We start from the raw sequence: 24,176 nt of genomic DNA on the forward strand, positions 1-24,176 counted from the left end.
CTCATCTCAACTCGCCGACGATCGCATCGATGAACTCGAGCGTTGCAGCCGGTGCAAGGGCCACACTCAGGATATGCCCCAGCGCCAACCGGTAGCCGGCCAAATCGGCATCCTCCTCCAGGAACATGCCGGTGATCTGGTTTTCGACGTACACAATTCCCGGCTCATCGGCGAACTCCAGCAGCATGAAAGGCCCGCGAAGTCCGGCGTTCTCACCCTTCCGAGTCGGCACCACCCGTAGGCCGACGTTCGGCCGCTCGGCGAAGCTCAACAAGTGCCGCAACTGCCTGGCCATGATGCCCGGCTCGCCCACTGGCATCCGCAGGGCCACCTCGTGGATCACGGCGAGAAACTGCGGCGCATGCGTACCGTCGAGCACGCTCTGCCGAGCCATTCTGCTGGCGATGAGATTATCCAGCTCAGCGCTGGACAGAGTGGCGTTCATGCTCTTTATCATCGCCCGACAGTATTCGCCGGTCTGCAACAAACCAGGAATGAGGAGCGACTCGTAGTTCTGGATCCTGGTCGCCTTGTTCTCGAAATCGACCAGGGCCCGCCACAGTTTGGGTAGACCGGCCTGGCGTTCCCACCATCCTTTCTGGTCACCGCGCCGGAGCAGGTCAAGAAGTTCCTGCCTTGCCGCGGCCGACACCTGGTAGAAACCCAGTAGTGCGGCCACATCGTCGACCTGGAGACCGGAGTGGCCGGTCTCGATTCGACTGATTTTGCTGGCTGAGACACCCAGTGTCTTTCCGACATCGACACAACTCAGCCCACGCTGTTCCCGAAGTCTGCGAAGTTCTGCGGCGACCGTACGCGACCGCACCGAAGTATGGGGATTTCCTGTCACCGGTCGATGTTCACCGGCTGCATCGACTGCACGCAATCACACAATCGGGGGATCCCATGCAGCAATTGCAACGCGCGAGGGTTGCGCAAGCCAACACCACGGAGGACAAAACGAAATGAACAGTACCGAGCACGACAACGCGGCCGTCACCCGGTTGGCCAAAACGGCCGTCGACCGGCGCTGGTCCATACCCGCCCACGAAGGCCACGGGCCGGTGACCATGGCCCTGCTCCTCCCCGAAGTCCGGATCACCGACTCCGAGGACCGCTACATCGTGATCTCGCCCCGCCAGTCCGGACTCGTCGGCGACCGGCTGTCCGACATCGCCGCGTGGCTGCGCGACTACGACGACGAATCCGGCTTCTACCTGGGCGAACGCGATTGTCGGTGCCCGGAGGCATGATGGGTTCATGCAGCTGTCCGATGTCGTGACCACCTCCGCCGCGGTCTCCGCGACGCGGTCACGCCTGGCCAAGATCGAGGCCATGGCGGGGCTGCTGCGCCGCGCGGGCGACCAGATCAGGACGGTCGTCGCGTTCCTCGCCGGCGCGCCGGCGCAGGGCCGCATCGGCGCCGGCTGGCGGACGCTGGTCGGCCTGGACGTACAACCGGCCCCCGAACCGTCACTCACCGTCGCCCACGTCGACGCCACGTTCACCGAGATCGCCACCACCAGCGGCAGCGGCTCGGCCGCCCGCCGCACCGCGTTACTCAGCGCGCTGTTCGGCGCGGCCACCGAGGCCGAACAGCGCTTCCTCCTGCACCTGCTCACCGGCGAGCTTCGGCAGGGCGCGCTGGAGGGCGTCATGCTCGACGCCATCGCGGCCGCCGCGACCGTCGGCAAGGAGGACGTACGACGCGCGTTCATGCTCTCCGGCCGGCTGGCCGACACGGCCGAGGCCGCGCTCACCGGCGGCCACGCCGCGCTGGCCGAGTTCGGGCTCACGCTCGGGCGGCCGATCCGGCCGATGCTCGCCTCCCCCGGCGAGTCGCTGGCCGACGCGCTGACCATGGGGCAGGTCGTCGTCGAGTTCAAGCTCGACGGCGCGCGCATCCAGGTGCACAAGGACGGCGACGACGTGCACGTCTACACCAGAACCCTGCGCGAGATCACCGGCGCGGTGCCCGAGCTGGTCGAGCTGGTGCGCGGGCTGCCCTGCCGGCAGGCGGTGCTCGACGGCGAGACCCTCGCGCTGGACGACAACGGCCGCCCCCGCCCGTTCCAGGAGACGATGAGCCGCTTCGGCGCCACCACCGAACAGGAGTCGCTGCTGCACCCGTACTTCTTCGACTGCGTGCACCTCGACGGCGTCGACCTGGTCGACGCGCCGCTGCGGGAACGCGCCGCCGCGCTGCGGCGGGCCGTGGGACAGGCGCTGGTCATCCCCGGCGCGCTGGAACCGACGGCCGACCAGGCCGAACAGGTGCTGGCCGACGCGCTCGACCAGGGGCACGAAGGGGTCGTGGTCAAGGCACTGGACTCCACCTACCAGGCCGGCAGGCGGGGCAAGTCCTGGCGCAAGATCAAACCGGTGCACACGCTCGACCTGGTGGTGCTCGCCGCCGAGTGGGGCCACGGCCGGCGCACCGGCTACCTGTCCAACCTCCACCTCGGCGCCCGCGACCCCGACGGCGGACCGTTCGTCATGGTCGGCAAGACCTTCAAGGGCCTCACCGACGACCTACTCACCTGGCAGACCAAGGAGTTCCCCCGGTACGAAACCCACCGCACGGACTGGGCCGTGCACCTCCGACCCCACCTGGTCGTCGAGATCGCGCTCGACGGTGTCCAGGTCAGCACCCGCTACGCGGGCGGTGTCGCGCTCCGGTTCGCCAGGGTCGTGCGCTACCGCCCGGACAAGGAGCCACAGGACGCCGACACGATCGCCGCCGTCCGCACGCTGTTATCCAGGGCGGGGTAAGCCAGGGCGGCTACGCTCCCTAAGGTGCGTTTCCTCAATGACCGGACACCCGGCCACGACCTGACCTACGACGATGTCTTCCTCGTGCCAGGTCGCTCCTCGGTGGCGTCCAGGTTCGACGTTGATCTGTCCACTTCGGACGGTACGGGCGCGACGATCCCCGTGGTAGCGGCCAACATGACCGCGGTCGCCGGGCGGCGGATGGCCGAGACCCTCGCCCGCCGGGGTGGGCTGGTGGTGCTACCCCAGGACGTCGAGCCGGCCGCGGTGGCCGACATCGTGGCGTGGGTGAAGTCCCGGCACCCGGTGTGGGACACGCCGCTGGTGCTCACCGCCGCCGACGCGGTGGCCGACGCGCTGAACCTGCTGCCCAAGCGGGCCCACGGCGCGGTGGTCATCGTCGACGGCGACGGGCGCCCGGTCGGCGTGGTCGACGAGGCCGCGTGCCTGGACGTCGACCGGTTCACCCGGCTCGGCGAGGTCGCCAACCCCGACCTGGTCACCATGCCGATCGGCACTCCGCCGCGCGAGGTGTTCGACCGCCTGCACGGGCGCGGGATCGCGCTCGGCGTGGACGCCGACGGCCGGCTCACCGGCGTGCTCACCGGCGTCGGCGCGGTGCGTGCCGAGCTGTACCGCCCGGCGCTCGACGCGCGCGGCCGGCTGCGCGTGGCGGCCGCGATCGGGGTGAACGGCGACGTGGCGACCAAGGCCGAGGCCCTGGTCGCCGCCGAGGTCGACACGCTGGTCGTGGACACCGCCCACGGGCACCAGGAGAAGATGCTGGCCGCGCTCAAGGCCATCCGCGGCACCGACCCCGGCGTGCCGGTGGTGGCCGGCAACGTGGTCACCGCCGACGGCGTGCGCGACCTGGTCGACGCGGGCGCCGACGTGGTGAAGGTCGGCGTCGGCCCGGGCGCGATGTGCACCACCCGGATGATGACCGGCGTCGGCCGCCCGCAGTTCTCGGCCGTCCTGGAGTGCGCCGAGGCCGCCCGCGACCTCGGCAAACGGGTGTGGGCCGACGGCGGCGTGCGGCATCCACGCGACGTCGCGCTCGCGCTGGCCGCCGGCGCGTCCAACGTCATGGTCGGCTCCTGGTTCGCCGGCACCTTCGAGTCGCCGGGCGACCTGCAGCGCGACGAGCAGGGCCACCCGTACAAGGAGTCGTTCGGCATGGCGTCCAAGCGGGCGGTCAGCGCCCGCACCCGGGGCGACGGCGCGTTCGACCGCGCCCGCAAGGCGCTGTTCGAGGAGGGCATCTCCACCTCGCGGATGCGACTGAACCCGGCCGCGCCCGGCGTGGAGGACCTGCTCGACTCGATCTGCTCGGGCGTGCGCTCGGCCTGCACTTACACCGGCGCGACCACCCTGGAGGAGTTCTACCGCCGCGCGATCGTCGGCACCCAGTCGGCATCCGGCTTCGCCGAGGGGGCGCCCCTTCCTCGGGGCTGGTAAGCCCAATCTGTGGGACAATCGGCCCGGATATCCCCGGGGGCACCCATGACCGACCTGCTGGATGTGGTGAGCGGGCTCTACTTCGGCCGCGACGACGCCGAACACGACGCCGTCGACGGACTGCTCCGGCATGGGTTCCTCGCCACCAGCGCGTTCGAGGAAGCACTGTGGGGTCGCAAGAGCCTCATCATCGGCCGCAAGGGCTCTGGCAAGAGCGCGATCTGCATGCGCCTGGCCATGCCGGAGGTCACCCAGGGAAACCACCTGCTGATCACGCCGGACGACACCGCGGCCGGTCAGCTGCGCGGGTTCGAGCTGGCCGGGCTCACCAGCGAGGCCGCCAAGTCGCTGATCTGGCGCTACGTGTTCGCGATCCACATCGCCCGCTATCTCGTCGACCGCCACGCCCGCCGCGTGCACGACCGGCGGGAGCCGAAGTCGGTCAAGCGGGTGCGCCGGTTCCTGCGCGCCAACGGTGAGCTGGCCGAGGCGCGGCTGCCAAACCGGATCGCCATGGCCGCCAAGGGGTTGCGCGGGAGCCTGGCCCTCGGGGCGTTCGGCATGTCCCTGTCCGCCGACTTCGGCACCGCGTCCGAGGGCGTCCGGGCCGCCGAGCAGCTCGCGATCATCGAGCGCGGCGTGGCCACGGCCGTCACGGATCTCGGCTGCGCCGAGGCCCACCAGCCGTTGTTGTTGCTGGTGGACAAGCTCGAGCACATCTGGCCCGCCGAACCGGACAACGAGGCCCTGATCACCGGGCTGCTGGTGGCCGGCAAGCACGTCGCGCACAGCTACGGGCGCGCGGCCAGAACCGTGGTGTTCCTGCGTTCGGACATCTACGACTCGCTCACCTTCAGCGAGGCGGACAAGTTCCGCAGCGACGAGATCCGCATCGACTGGTCCCGTGAGCAGTTGGTCGAGCTGGCCGTCACCAGGGCCACCGCCTCCCTCGGCCACCACGTGACGAGCGACTACCTGTGGGGCACGGTCTTCCCGGCCACCGTTGATGGCGAACCCGTCGTCGACTACCTGTTCTCCCGCATGCTCCCGCGCCCGCGCGACGCGATCCAGTTCCTCAACCTCTGCCGGGACACCGCCAGGGGCGCCGGACACGACCGCATCCTGGAGCAGGACGTCATCAATGCGACTTTTGGCTTCTCCCGGTGGAAGACCCTCGACCTGGTCAGGGAGTTCAGCTCGACACTGCCCTTCCTGGAACGCGTACTCGCCATGTTCCAGAACGGCGACCTCATCGTCACCAGGGACACCATGGCTCGTCATCTCGCCGAGTTCGGCGACGCGTTGCGGGCCCAGTTCCCGAGGTTCGCCGCCGCGTTGACCCCCGACGGTCTCACCGAAGTGCTGTACCGCGTCGGCTTCCTCGGGATTCGCCGGGGCGGCGACATCACCTACATCACGAACGCGGCCCTGCCGATCCAGCCCGACGAGAACGAGTTCCACGTACACCCGTGCTTCCGGCCGGCACTCACCCTCCAGCCGCGGCCGACCGAACTGGTGCACTACCACCCGGTACAGAAGGCCGTCGTCCTCGGCAACCTGCCGAGCGGCAACGTGTACATGGGCAACGCGGACGTCTGGGTCTCACCGTCCGACGAGGACTGACCGCGGCGCCCGGAACCGCAGCGGCAGCAGCACCAACTGGGCCAGCAGCCCCAGCTCCAACACGTACAGCAGCCGCTGGAACAACCCGTTCAGCTCCTGCAACGCCGCCGGCATCGCCCCGAAGTGGCTGGTCATGAACAGCGTCAGCACCACCGAGGTGACCACAACGCCGGCATACAAGGACTTCCGGTAGCCGGCGAGGTAGGCGACCCCCCGCAACTGCCTGGCCACCAACACCACCGCGATCGGCACGCAGTAGAACATCACCCCCGCGGCATACCGGTGAATCTGCGCGGACAGCGAAAGCGACTCCCCGAGATCGGTCGGGAACACCGCGGCCAACACCGACCCGACCACCGCCAACCCGAGCGCGACCCGCAGCAACCCGTTGTCCAGCAACCGAACCGACGCGAGCCCCCGGATCACCCCGACCCCGACCACGCAGATGCACAGCAGCGCCGCGCCGAACATCCAGCCGATCTCCGGCACGAAGACGTAGTCGGACATGGTCGTGTCCACCACGCTCATGTCGTGCCACGCGGTGATCGTCAGGTTCGTCATGAACAGCAGCGAGCAGACGATCCCGGCCAGCCCGAGGCGAACGGCGAACGCGGACGGTCCGGGCGCGGCGCTGTCGGTGGCAACGCGGGGCCTGGTCAGCACGATGTTGGTCACGCGTTAACGCTCTCGCGCCGGCCGCCCCCGAACCATCCGGGAAACTCCCGGAATGACTCGGGGGCTACCCCTACCTTGGTCTCAGGAAGCGTGCTCCTCGAGCATCTCGGTCACCAGCGCGGCGATCGGCGAACGCTCCGACCGGGTCAACGTGACGTGCGCGAACAACGGGTGGCCCTTGAGCTTCTCGATGACCGCCGCGATGCCGTCGTGCCGGCCGACGCGCAGGTTGTCCCGCTGCGCCACGTCGTGGGTGAGCACCACCCGCGACCCGCTGCCCAGTCGGGACAGGACGGTGAGCAACACGTTGCGCTCCAACGACTGCGCCTCGTCGACGATCACGAACGAGTCGTGCAGCGACCGGCCACGGATGTGGGTCAACGGCAGCACCTCGAGCATGCCGCGGTCGAGCACCTCCTCGATCACCGGGCGGCTGACCAGCGCGCCGAGGGTGTCGAACACCGCCTGCGCCCACGGCTGCATCTTCTCGCTCTCGGAACCGGGCAGGTAGCCCAACTCCTGCCCGCCGACCGCGTACACCGGGCGGAACACGATGACCTTGCGGTGCAGGTTGCGCTCCATCACCGCCTCCAGGCCGGCACACAACGCGAGCGCCGACTTCCCGGTGCCCGCCCGCCCACCGAGCGAGACGATGCCGACCTCCTGGTCGAGCAGCAGGTCGAGCGCGACGCGCTGTTCGGCGGAGCGACCGTGCAGGCCGAACGCCTCCCGGTCGCCACGCACCAGCGCGACCGTCTTGTCCTTGGTGATCCGCCCGAGCGCGCTGGCCGACGAGGCGATCAGCCGCAGGCCGGTGTTGCACGGCAGGTCGCTCGGCTCGATGCCGTAGTCCGCGAGGTCGAGCTCGCCGTCGCGGTACAGCGCGTCGAGCGCCTCGGCGGGGAGCTCGAGGTCGGCCATCCCGGTCCACCCGGACGGCGTGACCTCCCCGGCCCGGTACTCGTCGGCGTCCAGCCCGACGGCCGCGGCCCGGACCCGCAACGGGATGTCCTTGGTGATCAGGGTGACGCCGGGGGTGTGCGCGGCCATGTTGAGCGCGCAGGCGAGGATGCGAGCGTCGTTGGAGTCGGTGCGGAACCCGGCCGGCAGGACGGACTGGTCGGCGTGGTTCAGCTCGACGTGCAGGGTGCCGCCAGCTGGTCCGATGGGGATCGGCCGGTCGAGCCGGCCGTGGCGTTCTCGCAGGTCGTCGAGCAGGCGAAGAGCCTCTCTGGCGAACCAGCCCAACTCGGGGTGGTGCCGCTTGCCTTCCAACTCGCCGATCACGACCAGCGGTAGTACGACCGCGTGCTCGGCAAACCTGGTCACCGCCCAGGGGTCCGACAGCAGAACGGACGTGTCGATCACGTAGGTACGGCGCAGGTCACCCGAGGTGGCAGAGGAACGCGAAGCAGTCACGACAACTCCAACGCGAACGCGGCACCCACGTTCGCTCCTCGTCGGGCCGGTCACCTGCCCAGGTCGGGCGATCAGATCAGCGTCCGCAACCTCCCGGACGCTGATCGCGTCGCCCACAAGGGCCGGGTGCCGGCCCTCTCGATCGTCACCTTCACGACCTGGGCCCTCCCGGGACGGATCGCGTGGGCACGACCCGTCACTTCGGACGCTACCCGGGGTAGGCCGTACCCGACAGGCAACAACGGGGGTGATTTTGTGCGCACCGAGTGGGATGTCAGCGACTGACCTGTCAGGACCCGAACCGGCGGTGCCTGATCGCGTAGTCGCGCAAGGCGCGCAGGAAGTCGGTCCGGCGAAAATCTGGCCAATAGGCCTCGCAGAACCAGAACTCGGAGTGCGCGGACTGCCAGAGCAGGAAGCCGGAGAGGCGCTGCTCGCCGGAGGTGCGGATGACCAGGTCGGGATCGGGCTGGCCGGAGGTGTAGAGATGCTCGGCGATGTGGTCGACGTCGAGAACCTCGACCAGCTCCTCGATCGTGCGGCCCTTCTCCGCGTGCTGCTGGAGCAGCTTGCGCACCGCGTCCGCGATCTCCCGTCGGCCCCCGTAACCGACCGCGATGTTGACCTCCATACCGGTGCGCCCGACCGTGCGCTGAGCGGCGGCGGAGAGTCGATCGGCGGTCTCCTTGGGCAGGATGTCCAGGGCGCCGATGATCCGCAGCCGCCACGAGTTGCCCTCGACCGCGAGCTCGTCGACGACCCCCTCGATGACCTCGAGCAACGGCGCGAGCTCGGCCGGCGGCCGGGAGACATTGTCGGTGGAAAGTAACCAGAGCGTGACTAACTGGACATCGGACTCGCGACACCAGCCGAGCAGTTCGAGGATGCGCCGAGCCCCCGCCCGATGCCCGTCGGCGACGTCGGTGAAGCCGGCCTCCCGAGCCCATCTTCTGTTGCCGTCCAGCACCACGCCGACATGGCGGGGGTGGCGGCCGGCAGCCTGCTGGATCAGCCGGCGGTCGTAGACGCCGTAGACGATGCGGGAGGCTTTCTTGCGGATACTCCGCCAGCGAGGACTCACGTCCCCGCAGGGTACGCCAGTGGGAGGAGACTGGCGGCATGCAGCGAACCGATATGGATCCGCGCTGGCAGGAGCTTGAGGTGATCGAGCGGCTCGTGCGGGAGGCGCGGACGGTCGCCGTAGTGGGATTGTCGGACAATCCGCGCCGCCCGAGCTTCGGGGTGGCGGGGTACCTGGCACGGAGCGGCCTGGAGATCTTCCCGGTGAACCCCGGTCTGACGACCTGGCAGGGCCGCATGGCGTACCCGTCGCTGTCGGCGCTACCCGGCCCGGTGGACATCGTCGACGTCTTCCGACGTAGCGAGCACGTCCCGTCGATAGCCCACGAAGCGGTGGCCGCAGGCGCCGGCGCCCTGTGGATGCAACTGGGGGTAATCAGCCCCGAAGCCGCCGAGATCGCCGCGGCAGGTGGCCTGGACGTGGTGATGGACCGTTGCCTGGCGGTGGAGCACCGCGAGGTCGTCGGCTGGTCGTGACCTCGGTCACTCTGCGCCAAACCTACGGTCCCGTAGCCTGAGTGACGTGCCCTCCGCGACGCTGACCTCAGACTCACCGCCACGGGTGATAAAGCCGCGCATGCGCGGAGTGATCCACTACTGGTCGTTCCTGGTGTCGGTAGCGACCGGGGCGACGCTGATCGCACTGGCCGCGGCCACCGTGTCGACAACGGCGGCGGTGGCGACGTCGATCTACGGCGCGACAGTGCTGGGGCTGTTCGGGGTGAGCGCGCTGTACCACCGGCGGTGGTGGCAGAGCCTGCGGGTGCGGGCGTGGATGAAGCGCCTCGACCATTCGATGATCTTCATCTTCATCGCCGGGACGTACACGCCGTTCTCACTACTCGCGATGCCCCAACCGACGGGGTACGTGGTCCTGTCGATCGTGTGGAGCGGGGCGGCGCTGGGTGTCGGGCTGAAGCTGCTGTGGCCGAACGCGCCACGATGGCTGGGGACGCCGATCTACGTGGCGTTGGGGTGGGTGGCGGTGTTCGTGCTGCCCGAGTTGCTGGCGCATGCCGGAGTGGCGGCGTTCGTGCTGCTGCTGGTGGGCGGCGCGTTCTACACCCTGGGCGCGGTCTTCTACGCGACCCGCTGGCCGGACCCGTGGCCACATGTCTTCGGCCACCACGAGTTCTTCCACGCCGCCACCGTCCTGGCCGCGATCTCCCACTACATCGCGATCTGGCTCGCCATGTACGCCTAGCTGCAATTATGCTGATTGGATCATGGCTCAGGCCGTCTGCAAGGGAGCTGTGGATCGCCCGCTTGACCCTTTCATGACTGGTCGGCATCAGGTGCGTGTGCCCCCGTCTCAACCCACCCCCGACGTCGATCCCCAGCGACGAGGTCGGTCATCCGCCACCTGAACGAGTACCACGCCAACAACGAGCCTGTACAACTTGTGACACCTACGTCTGCTAATCAGACGCCGACGGGACATCTCTCACGGAGCCCAAGACCGGCACAGGAGGCATCTACGGCCGCCTAAAGAACAAGGGCCACATCACGACCACCGGCCGCCACGAGATCATCGCGAGAATGCGCACCATCAAGGAAGCCGAGTTCCTCCAACCACTGTCCGGCGCCCCCATCCTGGACGTCCTCCATACCAGCTTCGACCAGCGCGGCGACCCGTTCGAAATCACCCGCTTCGTTCACCGCGCCGACAAGTCCGAACTCGTCTACACGTTCGACATCGAGAACTGAAGTTCGAACGTCCAGCAAGGGCACGTTGCTCATCAGCACCCTCACACTCGTCTGGGATTCCAAAGCCCGTATGTCCTCGGCACCCTCCTCCTCTTGGCCGTCGTCGCCACCGCCGCGACACGCTCCCGACCGACCATCGCCATCTGAAGACACGGTGGCCCTGGTCGCCAACGCAAGACGTCCTACCTAGGGTTCGCGCTCGGCGAGACCCGCGTGGACTCCCAACTCGCCGGAGCCGCAAATCTGACGTCGAAGTCCACTACTCACGACACAATACAAGAATGTCTGTCCCACCATCTTCCTAATAATACGCCGTAGCCCGTGTACAACACGACACTTCAAACCTCCAATACACGCCGACAGCCTGTCCTTAGGACACCTAACCCAACCTACCCTACTTGATTATCGTTAAGAACGGAGAGGAATCTCAAAATCGACTCCGTTGGGCTCCCGTTTATAATATCCTGAAAACTGATCCCATACCCAGACAGGACCGACGTGTTTAAATAGTAGTGATTTGAGGCTTTTTCAACAACGCCGATTTCACACAGGCGGGACATGTAACGTTTGCGCTCCGAATTATCCTTGATCACCCGATGATCCAAAAGATCAGCAAAAACACTGGGCATTGAACCGATCCCTTGCGCAAATCGTCTCAGAAGCGATCTCAATGTCAGATATCCGCCCGCGTCGACATAGTCTTCAACATCAGGCGAATCGACAAAGTACGGAATTAGCGCAGATACCGGATGCCTTCCTACTATTTGAAGAGAATTAGGCCTCGGACAGTCAATAGTTAGGTTCTTGCGAACCTCGATCGCACCGGCAACAATTGAATTAACGCCACCAATTGGATCCACGGATAAACCATCAATATCAACAATAAGTTCATTGCAGTGAATTGATACACGTGGCCCGATAGTGAACCGATCCCGCTCACCCGACAATCCTAACGCAGAATCGGTGCGAATAAACGTTCTTCTCAGTTCATTCTTAATCTCTAGGAAGCCAGACAGATCCACGATATCGAAATCTAAGATAACTCGATAATCTCGCAGATTGGACCCTATTACTATTAGAAATAATTGCGCCGAGCCATCCTGCTGGAAATACATCGAAAGAGGCGTACCCCCGACAGTAAAAGCTTGATTATAGGACTCCAAAATCTTAGCAACAAATCCTTCGCTAAGTTCGGCTGATCCATCGGTCTCCTTCGGGGAGAATTCGTGCACGAACTGATAGAAGAAAGGGCCAACCGAAGTCACCTCGGCAGCAGGTTCCCTATCTAGAACCGTACGACAACTAACATCTATGGTCGCCTTTGCGCGGATATAGTCAGCAAAGACCACATTCACAGCCTTTCGATCGGCCAAGAATGGATGGTCCGCAATCTGCTGGTCCGCAAACGCGTCATACTCCGAGCGGATGCTACTCGGAACATCGGCAGGAACAGGTGCCGCAAATCCGATGTTTAGATTCCGAGCCACGAGTCGGATTCCTTGTTCCTCCGGCGTGTACATAAGCGCGAATCGGTCCCAATCGTCGTCGGCGGGAAGCTTGGCGCGCAACTGAGGGACCACTTGATCGGTGAACTTCTTCTGTTCACGCGTCAGGATGTTTTCAATGATTTCGAGAAGTACCTTGGCAGGGGTAGCCCGGAATGATCGATCATCTCCCTGCTCCTTCTTCGGATTCGAGACCGCTAGATACTCAGCTAAAACAGCAAGAACAGGAGCATATCCAAGAAAACTGCCCAGTTCACCCCAACGGTCCGACGGGTTCGATACCACCGATGAAGTAAGGGCCGAAGCTACTTCCCTAATCCTCTTGTCACGCAAAGCACCGAAAGGCTCCGGGTGCCTACGTGCAACGTCATAGAATCTGCCCGACCCAGGATGCAGTTCGTGCTGCACATCCAAATAGGAAGCAATGTATGCACATGTTTGTTGATAGGTAAAGAATTCGATAGTCATCGACATAAATGCCGTACCGTGTTCACCGAAATATGTTTTTATCAAATTCGCAGTATCTGGCCTACTAAATAGCACCACATTTGGAGAGCGCCGACCCTGGGGCGATGCAGCAAGTTTCCGAACATTGTCCAGAAATGCTTCGAAATTCGTCGTTCCAGCACGCAAATGCGCTTCGTCCAGTGCATCAATTATTATGCCAGCCGCTCCTGTTGAAACCTCCGCCAAGAATGGCGAATCGAAGCCGAAAGCATCGTGTATCAGTCCAGTCAACGAATACGAGCCAACCTGGGCCTTCGCAGTATCCACCAATGGCCATTTAAGTCGCTCAGCCAATGCCAAGGCGGCGGCAGATTTACCAACAGCACCAGCGGCCTCAATAATCACGACACGCGCGTCTGGATTTTCCTCCCATCCCGTTAGCCGAGGCCAAACATATCCCTTTGGCGCACGCGGAAGTACATTTATTGCCTTGACTTCATCATCCGTTTTAAACGGCTGACCAGATGTTTTCACTAAGGCGATCGCAAGACTTTCCAAGGTATCAATCAACGTTTTCCTCATTTTCATTCATCATAGACATTTCATCACCGCAGTTTGGCTCTGTGGGATCAAGGCGCCTTACCCCGTCACGTTGGCAACATGGCCCGCATCCATCGCGGCACGGCTGGCTCCCGCTCGGTTCACGCCGGCCGACCAGCGCAGCGCAGCCCCGAGCACGCTCAGCAGCGCCACCTCCGGTGGCGCGCATAAACATCCACGTAAAGTCACATCGTCGGCTGGAGCGTCCACGTATCACGGCGAGCCAACATTTCACGTCCGGTAATCGTCTAACACCGGGTCGACAAGGCGAGAGGAACGGCGACAAGTAGGCACCAGTCCGAGTAGTTCGATCATGTCGGCCAGCGGTCAGGAGGATGGCACATTGGGGAGGAATCATCTTATCAGCCGCAGCATGCGGCCGACGAACTCAACGTGACGTAGCAGGCTGTCTCGAAGCAGACCGCGGATCTGGAGCGGGAACTCGGCAGCCGGTTGTTCACCCGCACCGCTCGTGGGGTCGAACTGACGCTGAACGGGCGGCGTTTCTGCCACACGCGCTGGGCATCGTCGCGGGGGTCGAGCGTGCGGTCACGCGGTCCGGCCGGGGTCGCGGGCCGTTCGGGTCGATGTGCTCGGTCTGCGGGCCGCTCAGACTGTTGTGCTGCATGACTACTGGCGGGCGCGTCCCCAGGTCGACCTTGATGTGGTGACATTCAAGGTCAACGATCCGCGGGTGGTGGTCGGCGCCGTTCAGGCGGGTGAGGTCGATGCCTTGTTTCGGGCTATCGTCGACCTGGCAACGCTGCCGCGCGACGTGCGGATGATCCGGGCTTTCGACTCTCCGCTGGAACTTCTTGTTGGGCCTCGGCATCCGCTCGCCGCTGCGCGAACAGTGGAACCTTCGTGGCAGCGGTCGCATCGGATCTGGGTGCCGGGGACCGTGGCTCGAATTGAGTGGGCAGAGTTCTATGATCAGCTCGTTACCGAATTCGACCTTCGGATCGATCCTGCCTCGCCGAACTTCGGTAATGAGGTGCTACTCGACGCCTTGGCGGACTCTGCTGGACTAGCAACGTTTTCGGTGCGCGGGATCGGCATCTTTGGCCGATCGGTCACGATCTGCGACGCATTCCGATTGCGAATCCTACGCTTGCTTATCCAATCTTTTTTCTCTTTCCCATAACTGATCCGCATCCTGGTTGCGGGCGATCGTCGATCATTTCGGGAGTCTGGCTCGGGTTTCCGGGGCGGTTTGGCTGCCTACGTGGGCGACGGCCGCCCCCGACCCGGGGGCGGCCGTCGGTTCTCGGGTGTCGATCTAGAGTTCTGGGCCCTTGGCCCGCAGGTCGTCCACTGTGGACATGGCGTTGCGCAGTTCGGTCAGCCATTCGTCGGCGTGTTCGCCTACCAGGCGGACGGCCCAGGCCAGCGCTTCGGAGCGCGACCTCGCCACGCCGGCGTCCACCAGGGTGTCCAGGATCAGGCGTTCCTCCTGGCGTAGGCGCGTCATCACCGGGACCGACAGTGTGGTGAACAGTTCCTCGGTGTCGCCGATGCGAGCACCCCAGGCGACCTTTCGGCCGTAGCGGTGCTCTGCCTGCCGGGCGATCTCGATGCGCTCCTCGCGGGTCTCCTCGCGGTAGCGGCTGATTCGGCCCGACTCGGCGGCTGCCCTGGCGGCGTCGTCGGCGAACTCGCCTTCCAGCGGCTGGAGTTGGCCTACGACGGTGATCTCCTCGCGGTCCACCACCACCAGGGGTGGCTCGGTGAACCAGCCGTCCGGCAACCGGCCGGCGAACCAGGCCGCCGCGTCGTCGGCCGACGGGAGATCAGCCTTCTGCCAGCCGCCCCTGCCCTTGGGTGGGCCGCCCCAGCCTCGGCCAGGGCCCCAACGGTGTCCTCTTGGTCCCATCTCATCCACCCCGCACTGTTCGAACATGGCAGCCTCCGACCGGCTGACTTACATGATTACATCAATACCGAGCTTACAGAAGGCGAGCGTCAGCGCCATGATGTTCGCTCGGGGTGGAAACGTCAGGCCAGGGCGGACAGCAGGTCCGCGACCTCGGTCACGGGGCGGTCGCAGACGTAGCCGTGGCAGACGTAGGCCGCGGGCCGGCCGTCGACCAGCGGGCGGTCGGCCAGCAGGGGAGCCTCGTCCGGAAGGCCGGCCAGGACGACCGCGCCGCCGGGGGCCTTGCGGGTCGCGGTCTCGACCAGCGCGGTGCGGCGGTCGTCGGTCGGGTCGCCGACGATGGCCACCTGGATCGGGCCGGCCGCGGCGGCCTCGGCCACCGCGAGCCAGTGGCCGGCGAAGCGGGGGGCCCGTTCGGCCAGCAGGCCCGCTCTGGCTATCGCGGCTTCGGCGGCGGTTCGGTAGGTGCTGGCTTGGGTGGGCCCTACCAGCGCCGATGCGGTGAGCAGGGCGGAGGCGGTGGCGGACGCGCCGGAAGGGCTGGCGTTGTCCGCTGGGTCGGAGGGGCGCCAGACCAGGGCGTCGGCGTCGTCGGCGGTGTCGTGGAAGGCGCCGTCGGCGGTGGGGTCGGTGAAGTGGGCCAGGGCGGTGTCGAGCAGGCCGGTCGCGGTGGTCAGCCAGCGGGGGTCGGCGGTGGCCTGGTGCAGCGCGAGCAGGCCTTCGGCCAGGCAGCCGTAGTCCTCCAGCACGCCGGCGGCCTCGCCGGCGACGCCGTCGCGGGACGCTCGGCGGAGGCGGCCGTCGACCAGGTGCAGGTCGACGACGAGGGTGGCGGCGGCTATGGCGGCGTCGATCCATTCCGGCTCGCCGAGGGCGGCGCCGGCGTAGGCCAGGGCGCCGATCGCCAGGCCGTTCCAGGCGGTCACGACCTTGTCGTCGCGGCCAGGCTGGGGGCGCTGGTCGCGGGCGGTCAGTAGGGCGGCGCGGACTTTGTGCCAGCGGGCGGGGATGTCGGGTTCCTGCAGCAGGCGCAGGGTGGATGTGCCGTGTTCGAACGTGCCGTGGGCGGTCACGTTCAGCAGGGTCGCGGCCCAGGTGCCGTCGTCCTCGCCGAGCACCTCGACCAGCTGCGCGGGGGTCCAGGCGTAGGTCAGGCCTTCGACGCCGTCGGTGTCGGCGTCAAGGGAGGCGGCGAAGCCGGACTCCGGGGTGCGCAGGCGGCGGAGGAGGAACTCGGCGGTCTGGGTGGCCACCTCGCGGTGGCGTGGCGACCTGGTGCGCAGCGCGAGGTGCGCGTAGAGGCGCAGGAGCAACGCGTTGTCGTACAACATCTTCTCGAAGTGCGGCACCACCCAGCCGGCGTCCACGCTGTACCTGGCGAAGCCGCCGTCGAGCTGGTCGTGGATGCCGCCGGCGGCCATCGCGTCGGCGGTGCCCTCGACGATGGACAGTGCCTCGACCGAACCGGTTCGCTCGTGGTGGCGGAGGAGGAACTCCAGCACCATCGACGGCGGGAACTTGGGCGCGGTGCCGAAGCCGCCGTTCCTGCGGTCGTACTCCGGCAGCATGGCGGCGGCCGCGCCGGCCAGCGCCTCGGTGTCCACTGTGGATGCTGGGAGGGCTTCGGTCTGCTTGGCCAGCTGGGCGACGATGCGCTCGCCGGCCTCGCGCACCTCCGCGCCCCGGTCCGACCACGCCTCGTCGACCGCCTCCAGCAGCTGGCGGAACGACGGCTGGCCGGACCTGGACGTCGGCGGGTAGTAGGTGCCGCAGTGGAACGGGGCGCCGTCTGGCGTCAGAAAACACGTCATCGGCCAGCCGCCGTGGCCGGTCATCGCCTGGGTCGCGGTCATGTACACCGCGTCCACGTCCGGCCGCTCCTCGCGGTCGACCTTGATGTTGACGAAGCGCTCGTTCAGCACCTCGGCGATCTCGGTGTCCTCGAAGGACTCGTGGGCCATGACGTGACACCAGTGGCAGGCCGCGTAGCCGATCGACAGCAGGATCGGCACGTCGCGGCGGCGCGCCTCGGCGAACGCCGCCGGCGACCACGGCCACCAGTCGACCGGGTTGTCGGCGTGCTGGAGCAGGTACGGGCTCGTCGCGTGTGCCAGCCGGTTCGCCATGGGCCTCAGCTCTTCGCGGAGTCGGCGTCGCCGTTCTCGGCCGAGGCCTTCCTGTCGTCACCCTGATCATCACCCTGATCATCACCGTCGGGCTCCGGCGGGTCGAAGCTCTCCGGGACGCGCTTGAGGTGCTTGGTCATCGAGCGCACCAGGACGATCACCGCGACGGCGAACAGCAGGATCACCAGCAGGCCGACCGGGGAGGACTTGCCGAAGTCCTCCCCGCGCCCACCGGGATCCTCGTTCGGGGTCGACGGCGGCTGGGCGACCAGGGCCACCGTGGCGTCAACCTCGGCGGTCGCCTGGTCCATACCCAGCAACGTCATGCGGTTACCTTTTCGCTGATGCCCGAGAACAGGTCATCCTCCGGCAGGGTCGTGTCCACGAGGGACCGCACCAGCTCGTACTCCTCGTACGGCCACACGTCGCGCTGAACCTCCAGCGGCACGGCGAACCACCGGCTGTTGGGGTCGATCTGCGTCGCGTGGGCGAGCAGCGCGGCATCCCTCTTCTCGAAGTATTCCCCACACTGGATCCTGGTGGTCACGCGGCCGTCGACGTCGCCGCGCGAGCTGTCCCACTTCGCCAGCCACTCCTCGTAGGGCGACTCCATCCCCCTGGCCAGCAGCGCGTCGTGCACCGCCTGCAGTCTGGCCCGGGAGAACCCGTGCGAGTAGTAGAGCTTCAACGGGGTCCACGGCTCGCCCGCCTCGGGGTAGAGGTCCGGGTCGCCGGCCGCGTCGAAGGCCGGCACCGACACCTCGTGGGTGCGGATGTGGTCCGGGTGCGGGTAGCCGCCGTTCTCGTCGTAGGTGATCACGACGTGCGGCCGGAACTCGCGCAGCGCCGCGACCAGCCTGGGCACCGACTCCGCCAGCGGCACCAGCGCGAAACAACCCTCCGGCAGCGGTGGCAGCGGGTCGCCCTCTGGTAACCCGGAGTCGACGAAGCCGAGCCAGCGGTGGGAGACCCCGAGGATCTCCGCCGCCCTGGCCATCTCCTTGCGCCGGTAGTCGTTCATGTTCTCGAGCACCTCGGGGCGGTCCATCGCGGGGTTGAGGATGTCCCCGCGCTCCCCTCCCGTGCAGGTGACCACCATGACCTCGTGGCCTTCGGCCACGTACTTGGCCATGGTCGCGGCGCCCTTGCTTGACTCGTCGTCCGGGTGCGCGTGCACCGCCATCAGCCTCAGCTTCTCCGCCATCGTCCCTCCGCCATGATCCCGTCCTCCCAGACGCTCACCCCAGCCATACCCCGCAGTCCGCCTGCCGGATACTCGACCTGGTTGTACGAACCAAGCTCGCGGGGAACATTGTTCCCGGCGGCTCCGACAATCCGGCTGGAGGCCCAGGCATGAGTGCGCCGACACCGACGAAGCTCGAGGACCGGTACGGGACTCGGCCACGCCGGCGGTCGCGTCGCAGCTACTGGTTACTCGGCGCGTCGGCCATCCTGTTCGGCGCCGTGATCGCCTGGATCGGCTACACCAACCTCGGCACCGCGCCCATCGAGACGCAGGCCACCAGCTTCGACAACCTGCCGGACAACACCATGCGGCTCACCTTCGAGATCACCAGGGACACCCCGGACCGCCCGGCCGTGTGCATCGTGCGCACCCGGGTGCTCGACGGCAGTGAGGGCGGTCGCAAGGAGGTCCTGGTCGGCCCCGGCGCTGCGTCCACCCGGGTGACGACGGTCATCCGGAGCACCGCCGAACCGGTGACGGCCGATGTGTTCGGCTGCTCGTACCAGGTTCCGTCATACCTGTCCACGGGCCTGCCGCCATCAGGGTGAACTAGTGTTCGCCGCTCGGCGGAATCGGACAAATCAGTCAGGGTCGTTCAGGCATTCGTGATAGCCTGTCGTACCTGCACGGTCCCAGGGGGGCCGTGTTTTTCCGTTCCGGGTGTTCGCCGCCGCCCGGGAACTACCGACCCGAATCCGCGGGACCCGGAAGTATGAGCGAGGAGTTGGTGACCGTGAGCGACACCCAGGTGACCTGGCTGACCCAGGAGGCCTACAACCGGCTCAAGCAGGAGCTTGACGAGCTCGTTGACAATCGCCCGGTTATCGCCGCGAAGATCAACGCCAGCCGTGAGGAGGGTGACCTCAAGGAGAACGGGGGTTACCACGCGGCACGTGAAGAGCAGGGCCAGGCCGAGGCGCGGATCCGTCACCTGCAGGAACTGCTGCGCAACGCGAAGGTCGGCGAGGCACCGGCCAACGACGGGCTGGCCGAGCCGGGCAAGGTGTTGACCATCCGGTACGAGGGCGACACCGACACCGAGCACTTCCTGCTCGCCACCCGCGAAGAGGGTGCCGAGGGAGAGCTCGAGGTCTACTCACCGGAGTCGCCGCTCGGCAGGGCGTTGCTCGGCGCCAAGGAGGGCGAGACCCGCTCCTACGAACTGCCCAACGGCAACACCCAGAAGGTGACGCTCGTGAAGGCCGTGCCCTACACGGGATAAATCCCCGACTGGGGGAAATCACCCGATGTGACGAATAGGCCCATTTCATCACCGGAATGGGCCTATTTGGCATGTCCGGCGACTCGCTCCAGTAGTGGCCGGACCCGGGGCGGCACGGGCGTGGACAACGCGATCGACGTCGAGGTCCGGCGCACCCAGCGGACGTCGACCACCTCGTCGATGACCCGCTGCAGGTCGGCGTTGGAGCGGGCCACCATGCGCACCAACAGGTCACCCTCGCCCGTGGTGGCGTGCACCTCGCAGACCTCGTCGATCGCGGCCAGCCTGGCGGCGACCTCGATCCGCCTGCCCTGGGCGATCTCCAGCACGGCGAAGGCGGTCAGGCCGTAGCCGATGGCCGCCAGGTCCACCTCCGGCGGGAACCCGCACAGCACCCCGCGCTGCTCGAGCCGGTCCATCCTGGCCTGCACGGTGCCCCGCGCGACCCCCAGCCGCCGCGAGCACTCCAGCACGCCGATCCGCGGCTCGTCGGACAGCAACAGCAGCAACCGGGCATCGAGGGCATCCAGCTCAGTCATCTACACAGAATGCCTCACTCCGTTCACCGAACCGCGCGGACAGCTGGACGAGTTGTCCAGTAATTCGGTCGACAGTTGCGCAGACTGCCAAACGACCGGATCCTGCGGTTACCGCAACCAGGGAGGAGACGCGCGATGACTGACACCCTTGGCCAGCAGCGCCAACTCGACGACGTGAGCCTCGATCAGCTCCGCCAGCTCGTCGGGCTCGTCGAACACGACGAGTCGAAGGACCCGTTCCCCGTCCGGGCGATGGACGCGGTGGTGTTCGTGGTCGGCAACGCCACCCAGACCGCGTGGTTCTACCAGGTCGCGTTCGGCATGCGGCTGGTCGCCTACTCGGGCCCGGAGACCGGCAACCGGGACCACAAGTCGTTCGTGCTGGAGTCCGGCTCGGCCCGCTTCGTGCTCAACGGCGGGGTCGGCCCGGACAGCCCGCTGCACGACCACCACCGCAAGCACGGCGACGGCGTGGTCGACCTCGCGCTGGAGGTCGGCGACGTGGACCGCTGCGTCGAGCACGCCCGCGCACAGGGCGCCACCGTCCTGGAGGAGCCCAACGACGTCACCGACGAGCACGGCACCATCCGCCGCGCCGCGATCGCGACCTACGGCGAGACCCGCCACACGCTGGTCGACCGCTCCCGCTACACCGGCCCGTACCTGCCCGGCTACGTCGAGAAGTCCTCGTCGGTGCCCGCCGGCAAGCGGCTGTTCCAGGCCGTTGACCACTGCGTCGGCAACGTCGAGCTCGGCCGGATGGACCACTGGGTCGACTTCTACAACCGGGTCATGGGCTTTGTGAACATGGCCGAGTTCATCGGCGACGACATCGCCACCGAGTACTCCGCGCTGATGAGCAAGGTGGTGTCCAACGGCAACCACCGGGTGAAGTTCCCGCTCAACGAGCCGGCGATCGCGAAGAAGAAGTCGCAGATCGACGAGTACCTCGAGTTCTACGACGGCGCGGGCTGCCAGCACATCGCGCTGGCCACCGGCGACATCGTGGCCACCGTGCAGGCGATGCGCGCGGCCGGGGTGGAGTTCCTGGAGACCCCGGACTCCTACTACGACGACCCGGAGCTGCGGGCGCGGATCGGGCAGGTGCGGGTGCCGATCGAGCTGCTCAAGGAGCACCGGATCCTGGTGGACCGGGACGAGGACGGCTACCTGCTGCAGATCTTCACCAAGCCGATCGGCGACCGCCCGACGGTGTTCTACGAGCTGATCGAGCGCCACGGCTCCCTCGGCTTCGGCAAGGGCAACTTCAAGGCCCTGTTCGAGGCGATCGAACGCGAGCAGGACCGCCGGGGAAACCTGTAGCCAACGCGCTGAAGGACGCCTTGGTACGCGACCAAGGCGTCCTTCATGGCAGTCAGGAGTCCAGGAACTCGGGGACCATGAGCAGCAGCAGGTTCACCCGCTGCGAGGTACCGATGTGGGTGGTGCCGGGCAGGATCGCCAGTCGCGACTGCGGCACGCCGACGATGTCGCCGTTCACCCCGCCGCCGGTGGCCCGGAACATCTCCACCCCGTGCTCCGGCTTGAAGATGTCCGAGTCGCCCATGACCGTGAGCACCGGGACGTCCATCGCCGCCAGCGCCGAGGCCGGCACGTGCACGGTGTGCTCGACCAGGTCCTTGACCTTCGCCACGAGCGCGTCGAAGTTCTCCGGGTGCGGTGAGAGGTCGAGGTACTCCTGGTGGAACGGGGTGCCGTAGAGCATCTCCGGCCGCAGCTGCGCCATCGACTCCAGGTGCCCTGGGTGGTAGCCGTCGTTGGCGATGGGCACCGACTGCAGCACCAGCTTGCGCACCTTCTCCGGGTGGGCGAGGCCGACGTGCAGCGCGACCGAGGCCCCCATGCTGTAGCCCCACACGTCGGCCTGCTCGATGTCGAGGTGGTCGAGCAGCGCGGCGGTGTCGTCGGCCATCAGCTCGGGCCGCAGCGGGCGGTCGATGTCGGCGGTGTGGCCGTGGCCCTGCATCTCCACCGAGATGACCTGCCGGGTGCGCGACAGCGGCCGGACCAGCTCGCCCCAGGAGGTGCCGGTGGCGGAGAAGGCCCCGTGGACCAGCACGACCGGCGGCTGGCTGGTCCGCTTGCCGTGCACCTCGTAGTACAGGTGCAGGCCGTTGACGTCGGCGTAGTGGCCCCGGCCCCCGGCGTGCTCCGCGCCGGCGCCCGCGGTGCCCGGGGCGACGGTGAGCACCGCGGCGGCGGCCGCGACGGCGGTGACGGTGATGGCCCTGGCGATCCGGTTCATGTGCTGCTCCCTGGTCGGTGTTTGCCGACGCGTCGAGCGAGCGGACCCCGGATCGACAGGTGGCGACAGGAAATGTCGGAAGCCAGGTATTCTCAGACGCAAGCAGCGTGGATGGGATACAGCGATGGCCGTTGGGTCTCGAGTCGCGGGAGTGCTCCCGCTAGCCGGTGCGTCGTTGGCCGCGTTGGCCCTGGCCGGGGTCGCCGTCTACAGCGTCGGCCAGGCCGGCTGCGCCAACCCCGGCCACTACGTGGAGCACGACAACGGGCAGGTCGAGCTGGTGGACAGCTGCCTTGACCCGGCGCATCTGCCGAAGCCGGACAAGTACCAGCACGAGGACACGCCGCCGCCGGCCGAGCCCGCGGTGAACGAGCTGGCCGACCGCACGGTCAAGGCGCCGTAGCGCCCGCCCTCAGCCGAGGGCCTGGAGCAAATCGCCCACCAGGTCGGTGGCGTCCTCGATGCCGACCGACAGCCGCAGCACATCGCCGGGCACCTGCAGTGGTGAGCCGGTCGTGCTGGCGTGGGTCATCCGGCCGGGGTGCTCTATCAGCGACTCGACGCCGCCGAGGGACTCGCCGAGGATGAACAGCTCCGTGCGGGCGGCGACCTCGAGGGCCGCCTCCTCGCCGCCGGCCACCGAGAACGACACCATGCCGCCGAAGCGGCGCATCTGCTTGGCGGCGATCTCGTGGCCGGGGTGGTCGAGCAGGCCGGGGTAGTAGACCTTGGTGACCTTCTGGTGGCCGAGCAGGGCCTCGACCACGCGCTCGGCGTTGTCGCTGTGCCGCTCCATGCGCAGGCCGAGGGTCTTTCCGCCGCGCAGGGTCAGCCAGGCGTCGAAGGGGCTGGGCACCGCGCCGACCGCGTTGCGCAGGAACCCGAACTGCTCGTGCAGCTCGTCGTCGGAGGTGATCAGCGCGCCGCCGACGACGTCGGAGTGGCCGCCGAGGTACTTGGTGGTCGAGTGCAGCACGACGTCGGCGCCGAGGCCGAGCGGCGACTGCAGGTAGGGGGTGGCGAAGGTGTTGTCCACGACCAGTCGCGCCCCGGAGACGGCGGCGACCTGGGCCAGCGCGGCGATGTCGGCGATGCCCAGCAGCGGGTTGGTCGGCGTCTCGCACCAGATGACCTTGGTGTTGGGCTGGACCGCCGCGCGCGCGGTGTCCACGTCGGCCAGGTCGACGGTGGTGTACTCGACGCCCCAGTGGGTGAGCACCTTGTCCAGCAGGCGGAACGTGCCGCCGTAGGCGTCGCCGCCGAGGATGACGTGGTCGCCGGGGCGGGTCATGGCCCGCAGCGCGACGTCGCCGGCGGCCATGCCGGAGGAGAAGGCCAGCGCGTGCCGCCCGCCCTCCAGCGAGGCGAGCGCCTCCTCGAGCGCGGTTCGAGTGGGATTGGCGGTTCTGGAGTACTCATACCCGCCGGAACGCAGCCCACCGACCCCGTCCTGGGCGAACGTGGAGGTGGCGTAGATCGGCACGATGACCGAGCCGGTTTGCGGATCCGGGCGCTGACCAGCGTGGATCGCGCGCGTCTCAAAGCCCCAACGGCTCATGTCTTCACCCATGGTCACAGATTATTACCCGCCACTGACGAGCCCAGCATGTGGAAC

The 24,176-nt window shown here is 67.1% G+C and carries 24 protein-coding genes and 1 pseudogene; 13 read left to right on the forward strand and 12 right to left on the reverse strand.

Annotated features, from left to right (window positions below; genetic code table 11):
- Nucleotide 1: 1 nt before the first annotated feature.
- Entirely contained in the window at nucleotides 2-850 is an 849-nt protein-coding gene (locus tag ACYVIP_RS28645; protein ID WP_460401834.1) for a helix-turn-helix domain-containing protein, read from the reverse strand.
- A gap of 115 nt (nucleotides 851-965) precedes the next feature.
- Here ACYVIP_RS28645 and ACYVIP_RS28650 point away from each other — a divergent pair, with 115 nt between their 5' ends.
- From ACYVIP_RS28650 to ACYVIP_RS28665, 4 genes are read left to right on the forward strand one after another with little or no spacing between them, the layout of a single operon-like run.
- Complete coding sequence (locus tag ACYVIP_RS28650; protein WP_460401836.1) at nucleotides 966-1,253, forward strand: hypothetical protein; 288 nt, start codon at nucleotides 966-968, stop codon at nucleotides 1,251-1,253.
- A gap of 7 nt (nucleotides 1,254-1,260) precedes the next feature.
- A complete protein-coding gene (locus ACYVIP_RS28655; RefSeq protein ID WP_460401838.1) occupies nucleotides 1,261-2,772 on the forward strand; it encodes an ATP-dependent DNA ligase in 1,512 nt (503 codons plus the stop codon).
- 24 nt (nucleotides 2,773-2,796) lie between these two features.
- Nucleotides 2,797-4,230, forward strand: coding sequence for a GuaB1 family IMP dehydrogenase-related protein (locus tag ACYVIP_RS28660; protein ID WP_460401840.1), 1,434 nt, complete (start codon nucleotides 2,797-2,799; stop codon nucleotides 4,228-4,230).
- Nucleotides 4,231-4,275: 45 nt separating this feature from the next.
- Nucleotides 4,276-5,853 carry a P-loop ATPase, Sll1717 family gene (locus ACYVIP_RS28665; protein ID WP_460401842.1) on the forward strand — a complete coding sequence of 526 codons (1,578 nt, stop codon included), beginning with the start codon at nucleotides 4,276-4,278 and terminating at the stop codon, nucleotides 5,851-5,853.
- Here the strand turns inward: ACYVIP_RS28665 and ACYVIP_RS28670 are convergent.
- The 3 genes from ACYVIP_RS28670 to ACYVIP_RS28680 form a co-directional block, all read right to left on the reverse strand.
- Entirely contained in the window at nucleotides 5,833-6,528 is a 696-nt protein-coding gene (locus tag ACYVIP_RS28670; RefSeq protein ID WP_460401844.1) for a DUF998 domain-containing protein, read from the reverse strand. The two genes, ACYVIP_RS28665 and ACYVIP_RS28670, sit on opposite strands and share 21 nt — an antisense overlap.
- Before the next feature lie 81 nt (nucleotides 6,529-6,609).
- Nucleotides 6,610-7,947: a PhoH family protein gene (locus ACYVIP_RS28675; protein WP_460401846.1), complete on the reverse strand. Its 1,338-nt coding sequence runs from the start codon at nucleotides 7,945-7,947 to the stop codon at nucleotides 6,610-6,612.
- 289 nt (nucleotides 7,948-8,236) lie between these two features.
- On the reverse strand, nucleotides 8,237-9,028 hold the full coding sequence (locus tag ACYVIP_RS28680) for an isoprenyl transferase (protein ID WP_460401848.1): 792 nt from the start codon (nucleotides 9,026-9,028) through the stop codon (nucleotides 8,237-8,239).
- A 38-nt stretch (nucleotides 9,029-9,066) separates the two neighbouring features.
- Here ACYVIP_RS28680 and ACYVIP_RS28685 point away from each other — a divergent pair, with 38 nt between their 5' ends.
- The 3 genes and pseudogenes from ACYVIP_RS28685 to ACYVIP_RS28695 all read left to right on the forward strand — a co-directional run.
- On the forward strand, nucleotides 9,067-9,504 hold the full coding sequence (locus tag ACYVIP_RS28685; protein ID WP_460401850.1) for a CoA-binding protein: 438 nt from the start codon (nucleotides 9,067-9,069) through the stop codon (nucleotides 9,502-9,504).
- A 100-nt stretch (nucleotides 9,505-9,604) separates the two neighbouring features.
- Nucleotides 9,605-10,231, forward strand: coding sequence for a PAQR family membrane homeostasis protein TrhA (trhA, locus tag ACYVIP_RS28690; RefSeq protein ID WP_460401852.1), 627 nt, complete (start codon nucleotides 9,605-9,607; stop codon nucleotides 10,229-10,231).
- A gap of 266 nt (nucleotides 10,232-10,497) precedes the next feature.
- Nucleotides 10,498-10,734, forward strand: a pseudogene (locus tag ACYVIP_RS28695) (UTRA domain-containing protein); the annotation flags it as partial.
- A 389-nt stretch (nucleotides 10,735-11,123) separates the two neighbouring features.
- On the opposite strand, the gene ACYVIP_RS28700 reads toward ACYVIP_RS28695, so the two are convergent.
- Nucleotides 11,124-13,268, reverse strand: a complete 2,145-nt coding sequence (locus tag ACYVIP_RS28700; protein WP_460401854.1) for a hypothetical protein — start codon at nucleotides 13,266-13,268, stop codon at nucleotides 11,124-11,126.
- A gap of 447 nt (nucleotides 13,269-13,715) precedes the next feature.
- On the opposite strand from ACYVIP_RS28700, the gene ACYVIP_RS28705 reads away from it, so the two are divergent.
- Both ACYVIP_RS28705 and ACYVIP_RS28710 read left to right on the forward strand, forming a co-directional pair.
- Nucleotides 13,716-13,916, forward strand: coding sequence for a hypothetical protein (locus ACYVIP_RS28705; RefSeq protein WP_460402020.1), 201 nt, complete (start codon nucleotides 13,716-13,718; stop codon nucleotides 13,914-13,916).
- 37 nt (nucleotides 13,917-13,953) lie between these two features.
- A complete protein-coding gene (locus tag ACYVIP_RS28710) occupies nucleotides 13,954-14,430 on the forward strand; it encodes a hypothetical protein (protein WP_460401856.1) in 477 nt (158 codons plus the stop codon).
- Nucleotides 14,431-14,565: 135 nt separating this feature from the next.
- Here ACYVIP_RS28710 and ACYVIP_RS28715 read toward each other — a convergent pair whose 3' ends face one another.
- The 4 genes from ACYVIP_RS28715 to mca form a co-directional block, all read right to left on the reverse strand.
- Nucleotides 14,566-15,159, reverse strand: coding sequence for a hypothetical protein (locus tag ACYVIP_RS28715; RefSeq protein WP_460401858.1), 594 nt, complete (start codon nucleotides 15,157-15,159; stop codon nucleotides 14,566-14,568).
- Nucleotides 15,160-15,281: 122 nt separating this feature from the next.
- Nucleotides 15,282-17,288 (reverse strand): thioredoxin domain-containing protein, encoded by a 2,007-nt coding sequence (locus ACYVIP_RS28720; RefSeq protein ID WP_460401860.1) that lies wholly within the window; start codon nucleotides 17,286-17,288, stop codon nucleotides 15,282-15,284.
- A gap of 5 nt (nucleotides 17,289-17,293) precedes the next feature.
- A complete protein-coding gene (locus ACYVIP_RS28725) occupies nucleotides 17,294-17,614 on the reverse strand; it encodes a hypothetical protein (RefSeq protein ID WP_460401862.1) in 321 nt (106 codons plus the stop codon).
- Complete coding sequence (gene mca / locus ACYVIP_RS28730; RefSeq protein WP_460401864.1) at nucleotides 17,611-18,492, reverse strand: mycothiol conjugate amidase Mca; 882 nt, start codon at nucleotides 18,490-18,492, stop codon at nucleotides 17,611-17,613. Before mca ends, ACYVIP_RS28725 begins: the two co-directional genes overlap by 4 nt.
- A gap of 149 nt (nucleotides 18,493-18,641) precedes the next feature.
- Between mca and ACYVIP_RS28735 the strand changes: the two genes are divergently transcribed.
- Both ACYVIP_RS28735 and greA read left to right on the forward strand, forming a co-directional pair.
- Nucleotides 18,642-19,082, forward strand: a complete 441-nt coding sequence (locus tag ACYVIP_RS28735) for a DUF4307 domain-containing protein (RefSeq protein ID WP_460401866.1) — start codon at nucleotides 18,642-18,644, stop codon at nucleotides 19,080-19,082.
- Nucleotides 19,083-19,258: 176 nt separating this feature from the next.
- Nucleotides 19,259-19,756, forward strand: coding sequence for a transcription elongation factor GreA (gene greA, locus ACYVIP_RS28740; RefSeq protein WP_460402022.1), 498 nt, complete (start codon nucleotides 19,259-19,261; stop codon nucleotides 19,754-19,756).
- A gap of 62 nt (nucleotides 19,757-19,818) precedes the next feature.
- On the opposite strand, the gene ACYVIP_RS28745 is transcribed toward greA, so the two are convergent.
- Complete coding sequence (locus tag ACYVIP_RS28745) at nucleotides 19,819-20,295, reverse strand: Lrp/AsnC family transcriptional regulator (RefSeq protein ID WP_460401868.1); 477 nt, start codon at nucleotides 20,293-20,295, stop codon at nucleotides 19,819-19,821.
- Between the two features lie 135 nt (nucleotides 20,296-20,430).
- Between ACYVIP_RS28745 and hppD the strand changes: the two genes are divergently transcribed.
- Nucleotides 20,431-21,618 carry a 4-hydroxyphenylpyruvate dioxygenase gene (hppD, locus tag ACYVIP_RS28750; RefSeq protein WP_460401870.1) on the forward strand — a complete coding sequence of 396 codons (1,188 nt, stop codon included), beginning with the start codon at nucleotides 20,431-20,433 and terminating at the stop codon, nucleotides 21,616-21,618.
- Nucleotides 21,619-21,670: 52 nt separating this feature from the next.
- Here the strand turns inward: hppD and ACYVIP_RS28755 are convergent, their stop codons facing one another.
- The gene (locus ACYVIP_RS28755; RefSeq protein WP_460401872.1) at nucleotides 21,671-22,561 is read right to left on the reverse strand and encodes an alpha/beta fold hydrolase; all 891 of its coding nucleotides are present in this window, start codon (nucleotides 22,559-22,561) and stop codon (nucleotides 21,671-21,673) included.
- 151 nt (nucleotides 22,562-22,712) lie between these two features.
- Between ACYVIP_RS28755 and ACYVIP_RS28760 the strand changes: the two genes are divergently transcribed.
- A complete protein-coding gene (locus tag ACYVIP_RS28760; RefSeq protein ID WP_460401874.1) occupies nucleotides 22,713-22,964 on the forward strand; it encodes a hypothetical protein in 252 nt (83 codons plus the stop codon).
- Between the two features lie 9 nt (nucleotides 22,965-22,973).
- Here the strand turns inward: ACYVIP_RS28760 and ACYVIP_RS28765 are convergent, their stop codons facing one another.
- Nucleotides 22,974-24,131 carry a cystathionine gamma-synthase gene (locus ACYVIP_RS28765; protein WP_460401876.1) on the reverse strand — a complete coding sequence of 386 codons (1,158 nt, stop codon included), beginning with the start codon at nucleotides 24,129-24,131 and terminating at the stop codon, nucleotides 22,974-22,976.
- Nucleotides 24,132-24,176: the final 45 nt, after the last annotated feature.

The organism is Actinophytocola sediminis, from assembly GCF_054779715.1.

Coding starts and splice junctions, on each gene's coding strand:
- ACYVIP_RS28725 (WP_460401862.1), bottom strand. CDS start 17,614: ATGACGTTGCTGGGTATGGACCAGGCGACCGCCGAGGTTGACGCCACG.
- ACYVIP_RS28735 (WP_460401866.1), top strand. CDS start 18,642: ATGAGTGCGCCGACACCGACGAAGCTCGAGGACCGGTACGGGACTCGG.
- ACYVIP_RS28655 (WP_460401838.1), top strand. CDS start 1,261: ATGCAGCTGTCCGATGTCGTGACCACCTCCGCCGCGGTCTCCGCGACG.
- ACYVIP_RS28700 (WP_460401854.1), bottom strand. CDS start 13,268: ATGAGGAAAACGTTGATTGATACCTTGGAAAGTCTTGCGATCGCCTTA.
- ACYVIP_RS28720 (WP_460401860.1), bottom strand. CDS start 17,288: ATGGCGAACCGGCTGGCACACGCGACGAGCCCGTACCTGCTCCAGCAC.
- hppD (WP_460401870.1), top strand. CDS start 20,431: ATGACTGACACCCTTGGCCAGCAGCGCCAACTCGACGACGTGAGCCTC.
- trhA (WP_460401852.1), top strand. CDS start 9,605: ATGCGCGGAGTGATCCACTACTGGTCGTTCCTGGTGTCGGTAGCGACC.
- ACYVIP_RS28715 (WP_460401858.1), bottom strand. CDS start 15,159: ATGGGACCAAGAGGACACCGTTGGGGCCCTGGCCGAGGCTGGGGCGGC.
- ACYVIP_RS28765 (WP_460401876.1), bottom strand. CDS start 24,131: ATGGGTGAAGACATGAGCCGTTGGGGCTTTGAGACGCGCGCGATCCAC.
- mca (WP_460401864.1), bottom strand. CDS start 18,492: ATGGCGGAGAAGCTGAGGCTGATGGCGGTGCACGCGCACCCGGACGAC.
- ACYVIP_RS28745 (WP_460401868.1), bottom strand. CDS start 20,295: ATGACTGAGCTGGATGCCCTCGATGCCCGGTTGCTGCTGTTGCTGTCC.
- ACYVIP_RS28665 (WP_460401842.1), top strand. CDS start 4,276: ATGACCGACCTGCTGGATGTGGTGAGCGGGCTCTACTTCGGCCGCGAC.
- ACYVIP_RS28755 (WP_460401872.1), bottom strand. CDS start 22,561: ATGAACCGGATCGCCAGGGCCATCACCGTCACCGCCGTCGCGGCCGCC.
- ACYVIP_RS28685 (WP_460401850.1), top strand. CDS start 9,067: ATGCAGCGAACCGATATGGATCCGCGCTGGCAGGAGCTTGAGGTGATC.
- ACYVIP_RS28650 (WP_460401836.1), top strand. CDS start 966: ATGAACAGTACCGAGCACGACAACGCGGCCGTCACCCGGTTGGCCAAA.